Source organism: Amylibacter sp. IMCC11727, assembly GCF_029854195.1.
Taxonomy (GTDB): domain Bacteria; phylum Pseudomonadota; class Alphaproteobacteria; order Rhodobacterales; family Rhodobacteraceae; genus Amylibacter.
In genome coordinates this window covers 585,374-599,422 of record NZ_CP122960.1, presented here as the reverse complement: position 1 = coordinate 599,422, position 14,049 = coordinate 585,374, and the positions used below count along the sequence as shown (strand labels likewise).

Sequence of the window (14,049 nt, the reverse complement as noted above, 5' to 3'; positions counted from 1 at the left end):
TACGTGACCTACTCTCACGCCATCCCACGGCCCAGCACTTCGGCCTCATACCCCTTCAAACTCGCGCGGGCGGCGGGGCCGTAGGCGGCGGGTTGGTCTGCCAGTTCTGGGAACAGGGCCAAGATTTCAGCGCGGGCCTCCTGTGATACAGCATCCATGGCTTGTTCGCCTGGATGAAAGCTCTCGGATGGGGCGCCGTTGGCGTGGATCACTTGGTGGCTGTCAAACAGGATGTGGAAATACTCCACCGTGTCCATCTGTGCGCGATACACCCCGTCCCAGCTCAGCAAATGTTTGGCAGGAATCAGCACCTCTGGCTCGCAAAACAGCAATTCCGCCATCGGACCAGACACCAACATGCGGTGCTGCGGGCTTACCGTCAGATCGCTGTGATTGCCAAGCGTACCTGCGCTGATCGTAATCGGCGCAAAATCTCCCGTAGCGGGCACACTGCGCGACCCGATCCAACGGATTTGCTGCAACCCATGATCCAGCGTTACAATCTGGTCCCCTTCGGCCAGATCCTCGATCAACACTTCACCCGAATGGGTCAGGATTTTGGTGCCACGGGCAAAACAAATGATGTTCTCAATCTCGGAAAAATCGACCCGCGTGCCGTCGAGCAAAAACGCAAAGCCCGTCAGGCCACCATTCGCGTCATCATCGTCCGTAATAACCAAAGAGCCGAGATCCAGCAGACCATTGAAATCCAGCGTATCGCCGCCTGTTTCATCTCCTTCACCACCCACAATGGTAATGCCACCCGTCCCCGTATCGGTTTGGTCAATGATGAACGTGTCGTCCCCGTCCCCACCTGTGGCTGTGTCACCCTCGCCAGCGGTGATCGTGTCATCCCCGTCCCCGCCAAACAGCGTGTCATTGCCATCGCCACCCGTGAGTGTGTCATCATCCGCACCCGCAAAGATGATATCAGCGACCGTGCCGCCAATGATGGTATCATCCCCAGCACCCGCAAGGATGGTCATCTCGTCATCAGACAAGCTGCCATCGACCGTGTCGTCCTGATCCGTCAGAACGAAGCGCTCCACCTCAGAAAATGTAGCCGTGTCCGTTGCGGTTGTCAGCGTGCCTTCTTCGCCACCCGTAAACGTCAGCGTGACCCCTTCCGTGACGGCAGACGCATCAATCGTGTCACTGTCGATACCCCCTTCGCCACCTTCGATGGTGTCATTGCCAAAACCATCTTCAAGGATGATGGTATCATCATCCGCACCTGCGAAAATCGTGTCATCCCCAGCGCCACCGTTCAGCGTATCACTTCCGCTTTCCGGCACAGGCGAAAGGCCCGGATACCCCGTCAAATTCGTCGCGACATCGCCCGTGTCTGGGCCAGAAACCGATGCGGTTAATCCATTCCCGCCGTTGTTTTCATAATAGATGATCTCGATGATGTAATCGCCAGGCGGCAGTGTAATCGTACCGTTCTGCGACACCATCCCATGGTGTCCATCATTGTCCACCACCAGCTGACCATTGATAAACAGCTGTGATCCATCATCGGATGTCGTTTCAAACGTATAATCACCCCCAGTGGTGATAGAGATTTGAGACGTGAAACTTAACGCATAATCATCTGCGGTGTCATAATCCGTTGGATCAATGCTGTCGGAATACCCTGTGTCGGTGGGCGTGCCTTCGTGATCCCGCCCCCCATTCAAGGTAAATCCAGCTTGCTCTAGCGTGCGCGGGTCCCCAGTCGGATCCAGATCATAATATTCAAACAGCCATACACCGGGTTCGCTTGGGTCACCGCCATCGCCATAAATGACATCATCCCCAGACCCCCCTTCGATGGAATCGTCGCCCCCGCCACCAATCAGGGTCATCCCTGTGGTGTCAGCAGCCCCGTCAATCGTGTCATCATTGGACCCTGTTTCGATGATCTCGATATCATCAAACGTTGCCGTATCTGTGCCGTCCGTCAGCGTGCCAGAACCATCCCCATCCATGGTCACAGTTGTGCCACTGCTCAGATCAGACGCGTCCAGTGTGTCCCCTTCGGTTTCACCCCCAGAACCGCCATCAATCGCATCCGCCCCAAACCCATCATTCAGGTTAATGGTATCGTCCCCATCACCGCCATCTATGCTGTCGGCTCCAGACCCGCCGGTGATATTGTCATCCCCATCCCCTGCGACAATGGTCATGGACTCGCTCGATGCAGAACCATTCACAACATCATCCTGATCTGTCAGGATCAGTGTTTCGATTTCACTGAATGTGGCGTCCGTATCAACGCCATCAACCGTGCCTTCTTCGCCCCCCGTGAATGTTACCGTAACACCCGAGGTCAGCGCTGACGCATCAATGGTGTCGTTGTCGGTGCCACCTTCGCCGCCCACAATACTGTCGTCACCCAGACCATCGCCCATCTGGAACGTATCGGCATCATCGCCACCAAACAGCGTGTCATCATCCTCAGACGCGTTGATCGTGTCATCGCCCGTGCCGCCAAAAACAGTATCCGTCGCCTCACCACTGTCGATGCTGTCATCCCCAGCACCCGCATCAATGACGTCATCATTCGCGCCCAATGGCATCGCATTGAATTCGATATCCGTGATGTAAACAGCCTGCGTGCCTGTACCGCCCTGATCGTAATCAATGATGAAATACGCAACAGGGCCAGGAATGGTAATCAGAACAGACCCATCCAGATCAGATTCAGAGTTGGCGTTATCGCCCCCTGTAATGGTGTTGCCAGACAGGGTTTCATCACCCCCAATGGTGAATTGCACCTCAACCTCATTACCGTCCGCATCAAAGGCGCGAACGGTGACAACATCCCGAAACCCACCAGTCGCGCTATCAATGTCGTTGATGCGGAATTGAACATCGGTAACTTCGTCACTGTACCCAGACCCCGAAACGGATGAAAAATCCACTTGCATGGTCGATGTGTCACCCGTCGGCCCGTTCCCGAATAACAACAATGCGGAATTGGCATCAAAGGACTCACCTGGTCCAACGTATTGGGTTTGTGTGGATTCAACACTCCACTCTGTCCCAGCCCCATCGTCGGTGAAACTAACGTCTACCTGAATACCGCCCGTATCTTGGGACACGCCACCAAACAGATCGGTCTCATCCGCACCTTCTGCATCCCAATTCAGATCAAGGCTCACAGGCGTTACAGTGGGGCTGTCAAGGTTATCGACCTCCTCCCCCTGCGGATCACCCTCGTAACTGCCGTCAATAACATCATCCCCGTCCGTACCATCCACGGTACCATCCGGAATATCGGTGACATAATCGGCATAACTGAACGTCGCATCAGACCCTGACGGATCCGTATCAAAGGTTATTGTGCGATAGGTCGCCCCCGGCACAAGCGGCTGTTCGGAAATCGTGTAATACCCAGCCGCTGGCCCACTCTCGATTTCAAAGGTAATAATTTGAAAGGTTTCGCCAGTATCAACGTTTAATAGCGTCCAGCTTTCTTCGGCGCTGATATCCACACCAGTGGACGTATTGCCATTGATCGTAATCGTACCCGTGGCCGTTTCGTCGGAATCCGTGATCCCTTCACCCGCAACACCACTGCCGTTGTCTGTAATGACCGCAGTCGTTTCAGAATTTGCCGGCCCACCATAGACAATCTCCCCATTTACCGTTCGAGAGAACGTGAAAAAGGGATCAAAGTCGTACACGCCGATTGTATAATCAGGCATTACTCACCACCTCAAAGCACACGAGAGCTTTTCGCTCTTCTTGTTCCGCCCTCGTCAGGCAGATGCCCCTAAATGACGTTGAAATGTGTTCAAAAGGGGGCAGATTGTGTCATCGTTGACGACAATGGCCTCAATTTGTAAAGGGCGGCGCAATATTGGACCACGGTAGCGCCGCCAAAGTGGCGGTGCGGGCGGCGAAAAAGTCGTCCACTTTTTGCCTGAACTGTCTGAGCAGGGAGGGCTGGAGGATTTACACCGTGGAAGTCTATTTGCAGGTGCGCCGCGCGCATTTTGATGAGGGGCGCAGTCAGCGCTCGATTGCTCGGGATTTTGGTTTGGCGCGTGGCACAGTGAGGAAGATGTGCGCCTATCCTGTGCCGCCGGGCTATCAGCGCGTTCAGGATATTCGGCGCCCCAAGCTTGACGGTTTCACCGACAAGATCGATCAGTGGCTTCTTGAAGATCTGGATCGCCCGAAGAAGCAGCGCCATACGGTGAAGCGGATCCATGAGCGTCTTCGCGAAGAAGAAGGGTTCACGGGCGGGTATACGACGGTGAAGGACTACGTTCGCGCGCACCGCCGTGTCTCGCGTGAGATGTTCATTCCGCTGTCGCACCCGCCGGGTCATGGTCAAGCTGATTTTGGCGAAGCGGTTGCGGTGATCGGCGGGGTCGAGCAGAAGCTGCACTTCTTTGCCTTTGATCTGCCCCATAGCGATGCCTGCTACATCCGGGCCTATCCTGCGGCCACGTCGGAGGCTTGGATGGACGGACACGTTCATGCCTTTGCGTTCTTCGGCGCGGTGCCGCTGTCGGTGGTTTACGACAATGACAGCTGCCTGGTTGCGAAGATCGAGGCGGATGGCCGCCGTCGCCGGACACAGATGTTCACCGAGATGCTGTCGCATTACCTGTTTGACGACCGTTACGGCCGTCCGGGCAAGGGCAATGACAAGGGGAATGTGGAAGGCCTGGTTGGCTGGTCGCGGCGCAACATGATGGTGCCGCTGCCGGAGTTCCCTGACATCGAGAGCTTCAACGTGTGGCTGGAAGAGCAATGCCGCAAGCGGCAGTCGGCCATCCTGCATGGGCACACGGAGACCATTGACGAACGGCTGCAACGCGACCTTGCGGCAATGCGGTCCTTGCCATCCGCACCCTATGAGGCCTGTGCCAAGGCCACCGGTCGCGTGAGTTCACAATCCCTGGTGCGCTATAAGACGAATGACTACTCGGTGCCCAGCACCTACGGCTTCCGGGATGTGACGATCCGGGCCTTTGTGGATGTGGTTGAGATCGGCTGTGGCGGCGCGATCATCGCGCGCCATCCTCGTTGCTATGAACGCGAGCAAATGGTCTTCAACCCGGTGCATTATTTTGCCCTGTTGGAGCGCAAGCCCGGCGCGCTGGATCAAGCTGCGCCCCTGGCCAATTGGGAGATGCCAGAGGAACTGCAAACCCTGCGCCGCCTGATGGAAGCGCGCCAAGCCCGGCAGGGACGGCGGGAGTTTGTTCAGGTTCTGCGGCTCTTGGAAAGCTTTGAGCTTCCGGTTCTGTGCGCGGCGGTACGCGTGGCGTTGCAAAAGCGGGCCATAGCCTTTGATGCGATCAAACATCTTGCACTGTGTCAGGTCGAGCGCCGACCCGCCCGGCTTGATCTGTCGCTCTACCCCTATCTTCCGAGAGCGGAGGTCTCGACGACCAAGCCGTCCAGCTACATGGCGCTCCTGTCGGAGGGCGCGGTATGAACGATACCCCCGATATCCTGCTGGGCCATCACCTCAAGAAGCTCAAGCTGCCCACCATTTTGCGTGAGTATGAGAAGGTGGCTCGCCAATGCGCTGCCGAAGGGTTGGATCATATCCAGTTCTTGCTCCGCCTGATCGAACAGGAACTGATCGACCGCGAGCGGCGCATGGTGGAGCGCCGGATCAAAGCCGCAAAGTTCCCCGCGCCGAAGAACCTGGACAGCTTCGACTTCAAGGCAATCCCGGCTCTCAACAAGGTGCAGGTGCTGGACCTGGCCCGCTGCGGCTGGATCGAGCGCCGGGAGAATGTCATTGCTCTGGGACCCTCTGGTACGGGCAAAACCCATGTCGCCCTCGGTCTTGGACTGGCGGCCTGCCAAAAGGGATTGCCCGTGCGCTTCATCACCGCCGCCGCGCTCGTGCACGAACTGATCGAAGCACGCGACGAGAAACGCCTCCTGCGTCTGCAAAAACAGATGTTGGCCCCAAAGCTGCTGATCATCGACGAACTGGGCTTCGTGCCCCTCAGCAAAACCGGCGCGGAACTGCTCTTCGAGCTGATCTCGCAGCGCTATGAGCGATCCTCGACCCTGATCACCAGCAATCTGCCCTTTGAGGAATGGACCGAGACCTTCGGCTCAGAACGCCTCACCGGCGCGCTACTCGACAGACTGACCCACCATGTCTCCATCCTGGAGATGAATGGCGAAAGCTACCGCCTCGCACAGAGCCGGAAAACCACCAAAAAATCCTGAAAAGAAATTGCCCCTGACGGGGCAATGCGCTCGGGAACCCGCTTGCTTTGTGACGAGCCGCTGGTTCCCGGGCGCACGCCCAATCCCAGCCCTCTCACTACACCCCGAATGGCTCACTTTTACGCCGCCCTACTGGCCCAGTTTTGCTCCGCCCTTGACACTCAATTCCCCGCCATTTTTGTGCCAATTGCGCAACAAACTTCCACAATTCACCTCAACGTAAACCAAAATTCCAAACACCCCCATCGCTCGGTTTTCCCTTACTTTTCAGCACATTAAAACCCAGAGCCGATCAGGAAAAAGCCAACACACGCCAAAAGTGCATCCAAGAATTTATCCAAGCCAATGGTCAGAAGGCCCGATCAAACCATAGTTTTTGAAACTTCTGCGGGCAGCGGCTGACGGACCTTAGAAGATGTTTCAAAAAACATTTTACCGCCAAGCTACGTATTTATCGAACGCCCGTGGTCTCTAAACGCCGCGTGCTGACACGCTCCATAAGCTTTGGGGGAAAGGCTTCTCGGGTTATTTCCGTTTTTTCGCCTGCTATTAAGCGCACGATAAGCTTCGCGGCTCTTTCACCAATGGTCTGTGCAGGCAGTCGCACAGTGCTCAGAGCAGGTTCGATATCTTTGGACCCTTTAAAATCGCCAATCCCCATCACGCTCAGATCTTGGGGAACACGCAGGCCCCTTTGCGCGGCAGCATACAAACACCCCTGCGCGATCACATCGTTGCCACATAACAGCGCGCTCGGTCTATCCGTCTTCGCCAAAATTTCCAGACACACCGCTTTGGCCTGCGCGACACTGTAAGGGGTCGTCCACTGGCGATTTTCGGGCACCGTAATTCCAGCTTCCGACAGCGCGGCTTTCGCGCCACGCAAACGGTCGAACGACCGGTCATTGCCTTGCGTATTTGGAAAAACAGCGCCGATGTCGCGATGCCCCAGCTCCAACAAATGCTCTGCAGCCATGCGCCCTGCCAACATGTTTTCTGCACCCACGCAGGACACGCGCGATGCCTTGTCAAAATTCCAAACCGCCAAAGTGGGCAGTTCCTGCTGCTCCAACAATCGATAGGTTTCGTCAGAATGCTCCAAACCGATCAATGCAACACCGTCAACGCGATGTTCCAACAGTTTTCGCACAACAGCGTATTCACGCTCCAGATCGTACCCGTGTGACGTCATCAGAATCGTAAAGCCTGCTGCCTCCAACGTTTCGGAAAACGACTGCACCAATTCGGCAAATATCGCGTGATCAATTGTCGGAACCACAAGCCCAACCGTACTAGAGCGTTTCCCGTGCATCGCCTGAGCCGCCCGATTTCGGATATACCCGAGCCGTCTAATTGTTCGGTCGATCTTTTTGCGAGTCGCTGGATTCACCAAATCAGGGTGATTGAACGTGCGCGACACCGTCGAAGCAGACACCTTTGCAGCCTTTGCCACCGCAACAATATCCACCTTACCTGATTGTTTTCCCGCCATTAAATTCCCTTTTCAGCTAATTTTATGAAAACATTTGCAATACTATTTTCATTCCCTAACCTGATAAGTCAACAAAAGCGTGCCCGCAGGCTTTTGCGAAACGATCCGTTGGGAGGCGGTATGGAATTTATCTTTTACTTTGGTGAAGTGTTTACATTCACGTCATTTGGATTGCTGCTACTTGGCACGATTTTTGGCCTGATTTTGGGCGCGACACCGGGCCTCTCCCCCACTATGGCGGTTGCGTTGGCAATTCCGTTTACATTCAAACTGGAACCCGCACAGGGCCTGATCCTGCTTGGCGCACTTTATACGTCTACGGTCGCGGGCGGCGCGGTATCAGCAATCCTTTTGAAAATTCCAGGAGCCCCCGCTAACATCGCCACCACACTCGATGGCCACACCCTTGCGAAAAAAGGCGAAGGCGCACGCGCTTTGCAGGTCTCGTTTCTAGCATCGCTATTTGGCGGCGTGATCGGCGTTTTGCTTCTGATTTTCTTGACCCCAGTACTCGCGTCTTGGGCGTTGGCCTTTGGCCCATCCGAGAGCTTTTGGGTCGCAATCCTTGGGGTTACAATCATCGGAACGCTGGGCGGTGGATCAGTGGTCAAAGGGTTGCTCGCAGGCTGCATAGGTCTGTGGCTGTCCACTATCGGTTTTGACGATATTCTGGGCACGCAGCGGTTCATCTTCCACTCCTCCTTGTCAGGTGGGATTAACATCATCGCAGCACTGATCGGCCTGTTTGCAATCCCGCAAGTCATTTCCATGTTCGCCAAAGGCCGCCAAGCGCAAGACATGGAAGTCATCGACGTCAAACCACACCCGCTCGTCGCATCTATCCGCGAAACAATTGGCTCCATCCGCGCCCTTGGCATCGGCACAACGGTTGGGTCCATCATCGGCCTGATCCCAGGGGTCGGTGGCCAAATTGCTGGTCTTGTGGCTTATGACCAATCCAAAAACTTCTCTCCAGATCGCGAAAAATTCGGCACGGGCCACCCCGAGGGTATCATTGCCGCAGAAAGCGCGAACAACGCCATGGTGGGGCCATCGCTTGTCCCGCTGCTAACGCTTTCTATCCCAGGCAGCCCAACTGCCGCCGTGTTGCTTGGCGGATTGATCATTCACGGCATTTTTCCTGGCCCAAACATCTTTCGCGATTACCCCGCGGTCGTTTGGCCATTCATCAACTCCATGCTCATCGGCCAAATCCTGATGTGTATCTTTGGCCTGATGATCGCAGGTTACGCCGCCCGCATCGCCCGCGTGCCTTCGCACATTATGGCCGCTATCGTGCTCGCGCTCGCCGTATTCGGCAGCTATTCGGTGCAAACCTCCATGAACGATGTCTACGTGATGATGATCCTCGGCGTCGGTATGTATTTTCTCGAACGCTACGGCTACTCCGCCGCACCCCTTGTGCTTGGCCTGATCCTTGGCCCCATCGCAGAAGGCAGCTTTGTTGAAGGCGCAATGATCGCAAACGCACAAAACGGCATTGCCACCTATTTCCTGACTGGCACGCTCAACATGGTGCTGATCCTCATGGTCCTTGCCTCCATCAGCTATTCTGTTTGGTTGGAACTGCGCAATCGCAAAGCGGGAGCAGCATCATGAACCGTCTGGAACACGCCATTCCCGCAGGCATCATCATGGCGGTCGGCCTTTGGGTCGCATGGGTCAGCTACACACAAACCCCAGCCGAAGCTTTTGTCTTTCCGCGTCTTGTGTCCACTGTGTTTGTGGTTCTCTCCGTTTGGACCTTTGCCACAACACTGATCAAACCATCCGAAGGCAGCGTCACCATTTCAGCCAAAACATGGATGAACATCCTACCCGGTCTGATCATTGGTGGCATCTTTGCTTTTTACCTTGGCAAGGCTTTGGGCTTTTACACCGCCACCGCCATTGTCGTTTTCACACTTGTGTCCATTTACGACCCCGCCCCCCACAGCGAAGTCAAAGCATGGATCAAACGCATCCTTATTACCGCAGGGTTCGTCGCTGTGATGTACCTGCTTTTTGCAATGCTCCTTGGGGTCTTTACTCCAAGGGAAATCCTGTTTCGCTAAGCCGCGCAACAGTTCAACCAAGAACTCTAGGGAGGAGTTATCATGAAGAAACTACTAGCAGGGGCAGCCATCGCGCTTGCCGCACTTACAGGAACAGCACAGGCCGATGGCCACGCAAACTATCCAGATCGGCCTGTAATGATGGTCGTCAGCTACGGCGCAGGCGGGGCAACAGATTTCCAAGCCCGCATCGTCACTATGACCGCAGGCAACGAAGACGCACTTGGCATGCCAATCGCGATCCTGAACAAACCAGGTGCGGGTGGCCGCGTTGGCTGGAACTGGTTCGCCACACAGGCCGAAGCAGACGGTTACACCCTGTCCGCTTACAACGTGCCACACTTCATCGCACAGTCCATCAAAGGTGGCGTGGAATATTCCACAGACAGCTTTGAACCCATCGCAAACTGGGGCGCAGACCCTGCTGTGTTTGTGGTTGCCGCAGACAGCGAATTTAACTCCATGGCAGACGTTGTGGATTTCGCCAAAGCCAACCCAGGTAAGCTGACATTCTCTGGCGCGGGTCTCTTTGTGGGTCACCACATCGCAGCCCTACAACTTGAAAAAGCGGCAGGCGTGAAACTGGCCTACATCCCAAACAAAAAGGGCGGCGCAGGGGCCATGAAGGCCGTTGTCGCGGGCGAAGTTTTGGGCGGCGTGAACAACCTGTCTGACGCATTCCGCGCCCGCGAAGCTGGCACAGTGAAAATCCTCGGTGTGTTCGATCTGGAACGCAACGCCTTCATGGAAGACGTGCCAACAATGAAAGAGCAAGGCTTTGACATCGACAACGCTTCCGTAAACTTCCGCGGCGTGATGGTGCCAAAAGGCACTCCTCAAGGCGTAATCGACAAACTGGCCGAAACCGTGCCAGCCATGTTTGAAAACGCACGCGTCGCCAAGCGTATGAAAGCAGGCGGCTCCCCAATGGCGATTATGAACCGCGAAGAGGTTCAGGCCATGTGGGCCAAACGCCAAGCAACCTTGGAAGAACTGCTCAAGGGTCTTTAAGACTACGTCGTCAGCGGGCGGGGTTTCACGATCTCGCCCGAAGACGATCCTTGGCCTTTTGCGCAAGCTCTGTTTCAACAGATTTTTCGCAAAACGCTCCAATTACAGGAAGATAGACATGAACGTCCAAGACGATCTGATCGCTGTAGATGAAATCCTCGCCCGCGCGGCAGCGGTCCAAAAAGCCTATGAAACCAATGCAACCCAAGACCGCTATGACCGCGCAGCGCAGGCTGCGGCTTGGGCCATTATGGAACCCACACGCAACAAAACGCTCGCTGAACTGGCTGTGAAAACCACGGGTCTTGGAAACGTGCCTGACAAGATCATCAAAAACCACCGCAAGACACTTGGGTTAATGCGCGACATTGCAGATGCCAAAACCTGCGGCGTGGTCTCTGATGATCCTACAACAGGTATCACCGAAATTGCCCGCCCTGTTGGCGTCGTCGGTGCAGTTGTGCCCTCCACCAACCCTGCTGCAACCCCCGCAAATAACATCATCAATGCGCTGAAAGGCGGCAATTCCATTGTGGTCGCCCCATCGCCCAAAGGCGTGGCCTCCTGCGAATTGCTTCTCGAATACATCCACGCGGAATTCGACAAACTCGGCCTGTCACGTGACCTCGTCCAGATGATCCCTGCACCGGGATCAAAGGCGAAAACCCAACGCATGATGGAAGGTGTCAACCGCGTCATTTGCACAGGCAGCCAAAACAACGTGGAACGTGCTCAAACCTGTGGCACCCCTGCCGTGGCAGTGGGCGCTGGCAACGTTACCGTGATTGTTGACGAAACCGCAGACCTAAAGGCCGCCGCCGAAAAAATCACCGCATCCAAAACGTTTGACAACGCCACCTCCTGTTCTTCGGAAAACGAGGTCATCGTCGTTGATGCCGTCTATGACGCGTTCGTCGCAGAAATGGCCAAGGCAGGCGGTGCGCTGGTGCAAGACGAAGCGCGCATCATCGCCAAACTTTGGCCCGACGGGCATCTCAACCGCGAAGTCATCGCCCAAGACGCGGACAAAATGCTTCATGCGCTCGGCTTTGCGGATGAAGTACCTGCCGACACAAAATTCCTTGCCGTGGAAACCACAGGCATCGGCCCCGAACATCCTCTTTCTGGCGAAAAGCTCAGCCGCGTTCTCGCACTCTATCGTGCAAAGGACTTCGACGATGCCACCAATATCGCCACCGAAATCCTGTCCCACATGGGCGCAGGCCACTCCATCGGCCTCCATTCCACAGATGACAGTCGCGCCATTGCGCTCGGCCAATCCATTCCAACCTGCCGCGTGATTGTAAACCAAGCCCATTGTTTTGCCACAGGCGGCGCGTTCAACAACGGTATGCCGTTTTCCCTGTCCATGGGCTGCGGCAGCTGGGGCGGCAATGCGATTGACGACAACCTGAACTGGAAACACTTCATACAAACCACGAAAGTCATCCGCGAAATCCCTCCTGTTGAACCCGCGGTCGAAGACATCTTCGCAGACTATTGGGCAGCCGCAGGAAAATGAACGCACCTCAAGGAACCATCCGCGATTGGCTCGACAAACGCGCAGGCAGCGACGCCACCGCCTTTCTGTTTCCAGAAGGCGAAACAACACTTACATGGGGTGATTTGCAAACAGAGGCCGCCCGTATCGCCGCCCATGTCACCGCACAGGGCGTTGCCAAAGGTGACAGTGTAGCGGTCATGCACCCCAACGGGCGCGGCGGCGTGCTTGCTCTGTTTGGTCTGCTGTATGGCGGGTTCCGCGCCACGATGATAAATCTCGTGGCAGGGCAAGACGCCATTGCCTACGCATTGGAACACAGCGAGGCCAAATTCGCTTTTGTTCACGATCAAGCCGATCCTCTGTTTCAATCCGCCGCCAAGGGCATCGAAAAACTGGCCTTAGATGGCGCTCACACCGCTAATCTGCATTCCATCGCCCCAACAGACCACGCCCTCCTGATGTACACCTCAGGCACCACGGGCCGCCCCAAAGGCGTCGTCCACACGCACGCCAGCCTGCTCGCAGGGGGCTGGACACCCGCCCTTGCACACGAACTAACCCAAGCCGACCGAGGCTATTGCGTGTTACCGATTTACCATATCAACGGGCTCTGCGTGACCGTAATGGGAACCCTCATCGCAGGGGGCTCCCTCGTTATGGTCCCGAAATTCTCCGCCAGTAAATTTTGGACCCATATCGAAGACACGGGCGCCACATGGTTTTCTGTCGTGCCCACGATCATATCGCACCTGTTGCACAGCACAGCGACACCGGGTCAACACAAAATCCGTTTTGGCCGCTCTGCCTCCTCTGCCCTTGCCCCAGAAACCCAAACCCAGTTCGAAAATCGTTTCAACGTTCCCATCGTAGAAACCATGGGCCTAACAGAAACCGCGGCCCAAATGCTTTCGAACCCGCTACCTCCAGGCGTCCGCAAGATCGGCAGCCCAGGCGTTGCCATCGGCAATGAAACCGTCATCCTGTCCAAAGAACTGCAAATCGTCACCGATGGGTCCGAAGGCGAAATCGCAGTGCGCGGTCCGAATGTCATGCTCGAATACTTGCGCAACCCTCAGGCAACCTCCGACACATTCACGCCCGATGGCTGGCTGCGCACGGGCGATCTGGGCCGCCAAGACGCGGACGGCTATTTCTACGTAACGGGTCGGCTCAAGGAACTGATCATCAAAGGCGGTGAAAACATCGCCCCACGCGAAATCGACGATGCACTTTACGCACACCCAGATGTGGTCGAGGCCGCCGCCTTTGCCTGCCCCTGCGATAGCTATGGCGAACGAATAGAAGCGGCAGTGAAACTCACTGGCAATTCCAAAGCGACAATAAATGACCTGCTCGAAGTCTGCACATCACGGCTTGGCAAATTCAAAAGCCCAGACACGATCCACCTCATGGATGAACTGCCCAAAGGCCCATCTGGCAAAATTCAACGACTAAAACTTGCAGAACTCACGAAGTGAAATGGACGACCAGTACCCCAAAGGGCCAAAAGACCCTTTTGGCGAGACCACGTCATTAGCAGCTCTAAGGAATTTCATCTGGCAGGGGCTGAGGGACTCGAACCCACGACCCTCGGTTTTGGAGACCGTGACATAGCTAATTTGGTCAACCGTCTACCAAAATCTAAAGATGTCCAAGTAGGTATAGAAAAGCCCAAATTTTATTGGATATTTGTCTTCTCATCGACTTGTCCCCCAATACAAAAGTGTCTAGGTTCGTCCAGAACTGTACAGGGCAATCAAGGGACTTTTGTC

9 protein-coding genes are annotated in these 14,049 nt (G+C 55.6%); 7 read left to right on the top strand and 2 right to left on the bottom strand.

What is annotated here, in order from left to right; translation table 11 throughout:
• Nucleotides 1-14: 14 nt before the first annotated feature.
• Nucleotides 15-3,692: a Hint domain-containing protein gene (locus QBD29_RS03070; protein ID WP_280099853.1), complete on the bottom strand. Its 3,678-nt coding sequence runs from the start codon at nt 3,690-3,692 to the stop codon at nt 15-17.
• 248 nt (nt 3,693-3,940) lie between these two features.
• Between QBD29_RS03070 and istA the strand changes: the two genes are divergently transcribed.
• Complete coding sequence (gene istA / locus QBD29_RS03065; protein WP_280100939.1) at nt 3,941-5,440, top strand: IS21 family transposase; 1,500 nt, start codon at nt 3,941-3,943, stop codon at nt 5,438-5,440.
• Nucleotides 5,437-6,195 carry an IS21-like element helper ATPase IstB gene (istB, locus tag QBD29_RS03060; protein ID WP_280099366.1) on the top strand — a complete coding sequence of 253 codons (759 nt, stop codon included), beginning with the start codon at nt 5,437-5,439 and terminating at the stop codon, nt 6,193-6,195. Before istA ends, istB begins: the two co-directional genes overlap by 4 nt.
• A gap of 451 nt (nt 6,196-6,646) precedes the next feature.
• Here the strand turns inward: istB and QBD29_RS03055 are convergent, their stop codons facing one another.
• On the bottom strand, nt 6,647-7,687 hold the full coding sequence (locus tag QBD29_RS03055) for a substrate-binding domain-containing protein (protein ID WP_280099852.1): 1,041 nt from the start codon (nt 7,685-7,687) through the stop codon (nt 6,647-6,649).
• A 120-nt stretch (nt 7,688-7,807) separates the two neighbouring features.
• Between QBD29_RS03055 and QBD29_RS03050 the strand changes: the two genes are divergently transcribed.
• The 5 genes from QBD29_RS03050 (at nt 7,808) to QBD29_RS03030 (ending at nt 13,755) form a co-directional block, all read left to right on the top strand.
• A complete protein-coding gene (locus QBD29_RS03050) occupies nt 7,808-9,307 on the top strand; it encodes a tripartite tricarboxylate transporter permease (RefSeq protein WP_280099851.1) in 1,500 nt (499 codons plus the stop codon).
• Nucleotides 9,304-9,762 (top strand): tripartite tricarboxylate transporter TctB family protein, encoded by a 459-nt coding sequence (locus QBD29_RS03045; protein WP_280099850.1) that lies wholly within the window; start codon nt 9,304-9,306, stop codon nt 9,760-9,762. The genes QBD29_RS03050 and QBD29_RS03045 overlap by 4 nt, the downstream gene beginning before the upstream one ends.
• Before the next feature lie 42 nt (nt 9,763-9,804).
• Complete coding sequence (locus QBD29_RS03040; protein WP_280099849.1) at nt 9,805-10,773, top strand: tripartite tricarboxylate transporter substrate binding protein; 969 nt, start codon at nt 9,805-9,807, stop codon at nt 10,771-10,773.
• Between the two features lie 118 nt (nt 10,774-10,891).
• On the top strand, nt 10,892-12,295 hold the full coding sequence (locus tag QBD29_RS03035) for an aldehyde dehydrogenase family protein (protein WP_280099848.1): 1,404 nt from the start codon (nt 10,892-10,894) through the stop codon (nt 12,293-12,295).
• Nucleotides 12,292-13,755, top strand: a complete 1,464-nt coding sequence (locus tag QBD29_RS03030) for an AMP-binding protein (protein ID WP_280099847.1) — start codon at nt 12,292-12,294, stop codon at nt 13,753-13,755. Before QBD29_RS03035 ends, QBD29_RS03030 begins: the two co-directional genes overlap by 4 nt.
• Nucleotides 13,756-14,049: the final 294 nt, after the last annotated feature.

What these genes read in the sequence shown, in the direction of transcription:
- QBD29_RS03030 (WP_280099847.1), top strand. Translation starts at nt 12,292, where the DNA reads ATGAACGCACCTCAAGGAACCATCCGCGATTGGCTCGACAAACGCGCA.
- QBD29_RS03055 (WP_280099852.1), bottom strand. Translation starts at nt 7,687, where the DNA reads ATGGCGGGAAAACAATCAGGTAAGGTGGATATTGTTGCGGTGGCAAAG.
- QBD29_RS03035 (WP_280099848.1), top strand. Translation starts at nt 10,892, where the DNA reads ATGAACGTCCAAGACGATCTGATCGCTGTAGATGAAATCCTCGCCCGC.
- QBD29_RS03040 (WP_280099849.1), top strand. Translation starts at nt 9,805, where the DNA reads ATGAAGAAACTACTAGCAGGGGCAGCCATCGCGCTTGCCGCACTTACA.
- QBD29_RS03070 (WP_280099853.1), bottom strand. Translation starts at nt 3,692, where the DNA reads ATGCCTGATTATACAATCGGCGTGTACGACTTTGATCCCTTTTTCACG.
- QBD29_RS03045 (WP_280099850.1), top strand. Translation starts at nt 9,304, where the DNA reads ATGAACCGTCTGGAACACGCCATTCCCGCAGGCATCATCATGGCGGTC.
- istB (WP_280099366.1), top strand. Translation starts at nt 5,437, where the DNA reads ATGAACGATACCCCCGATATCCTGCTGGGCCATCACCTCAAGAAGCTC.
- QBD29_RS03050 (WP_280099851.1), top strand. Translation starts at nt 7,808, where the DNA reads ATGGAATTTATCTTTTACTTTGGTGAAGTGTTTACATTCACGTCATTT.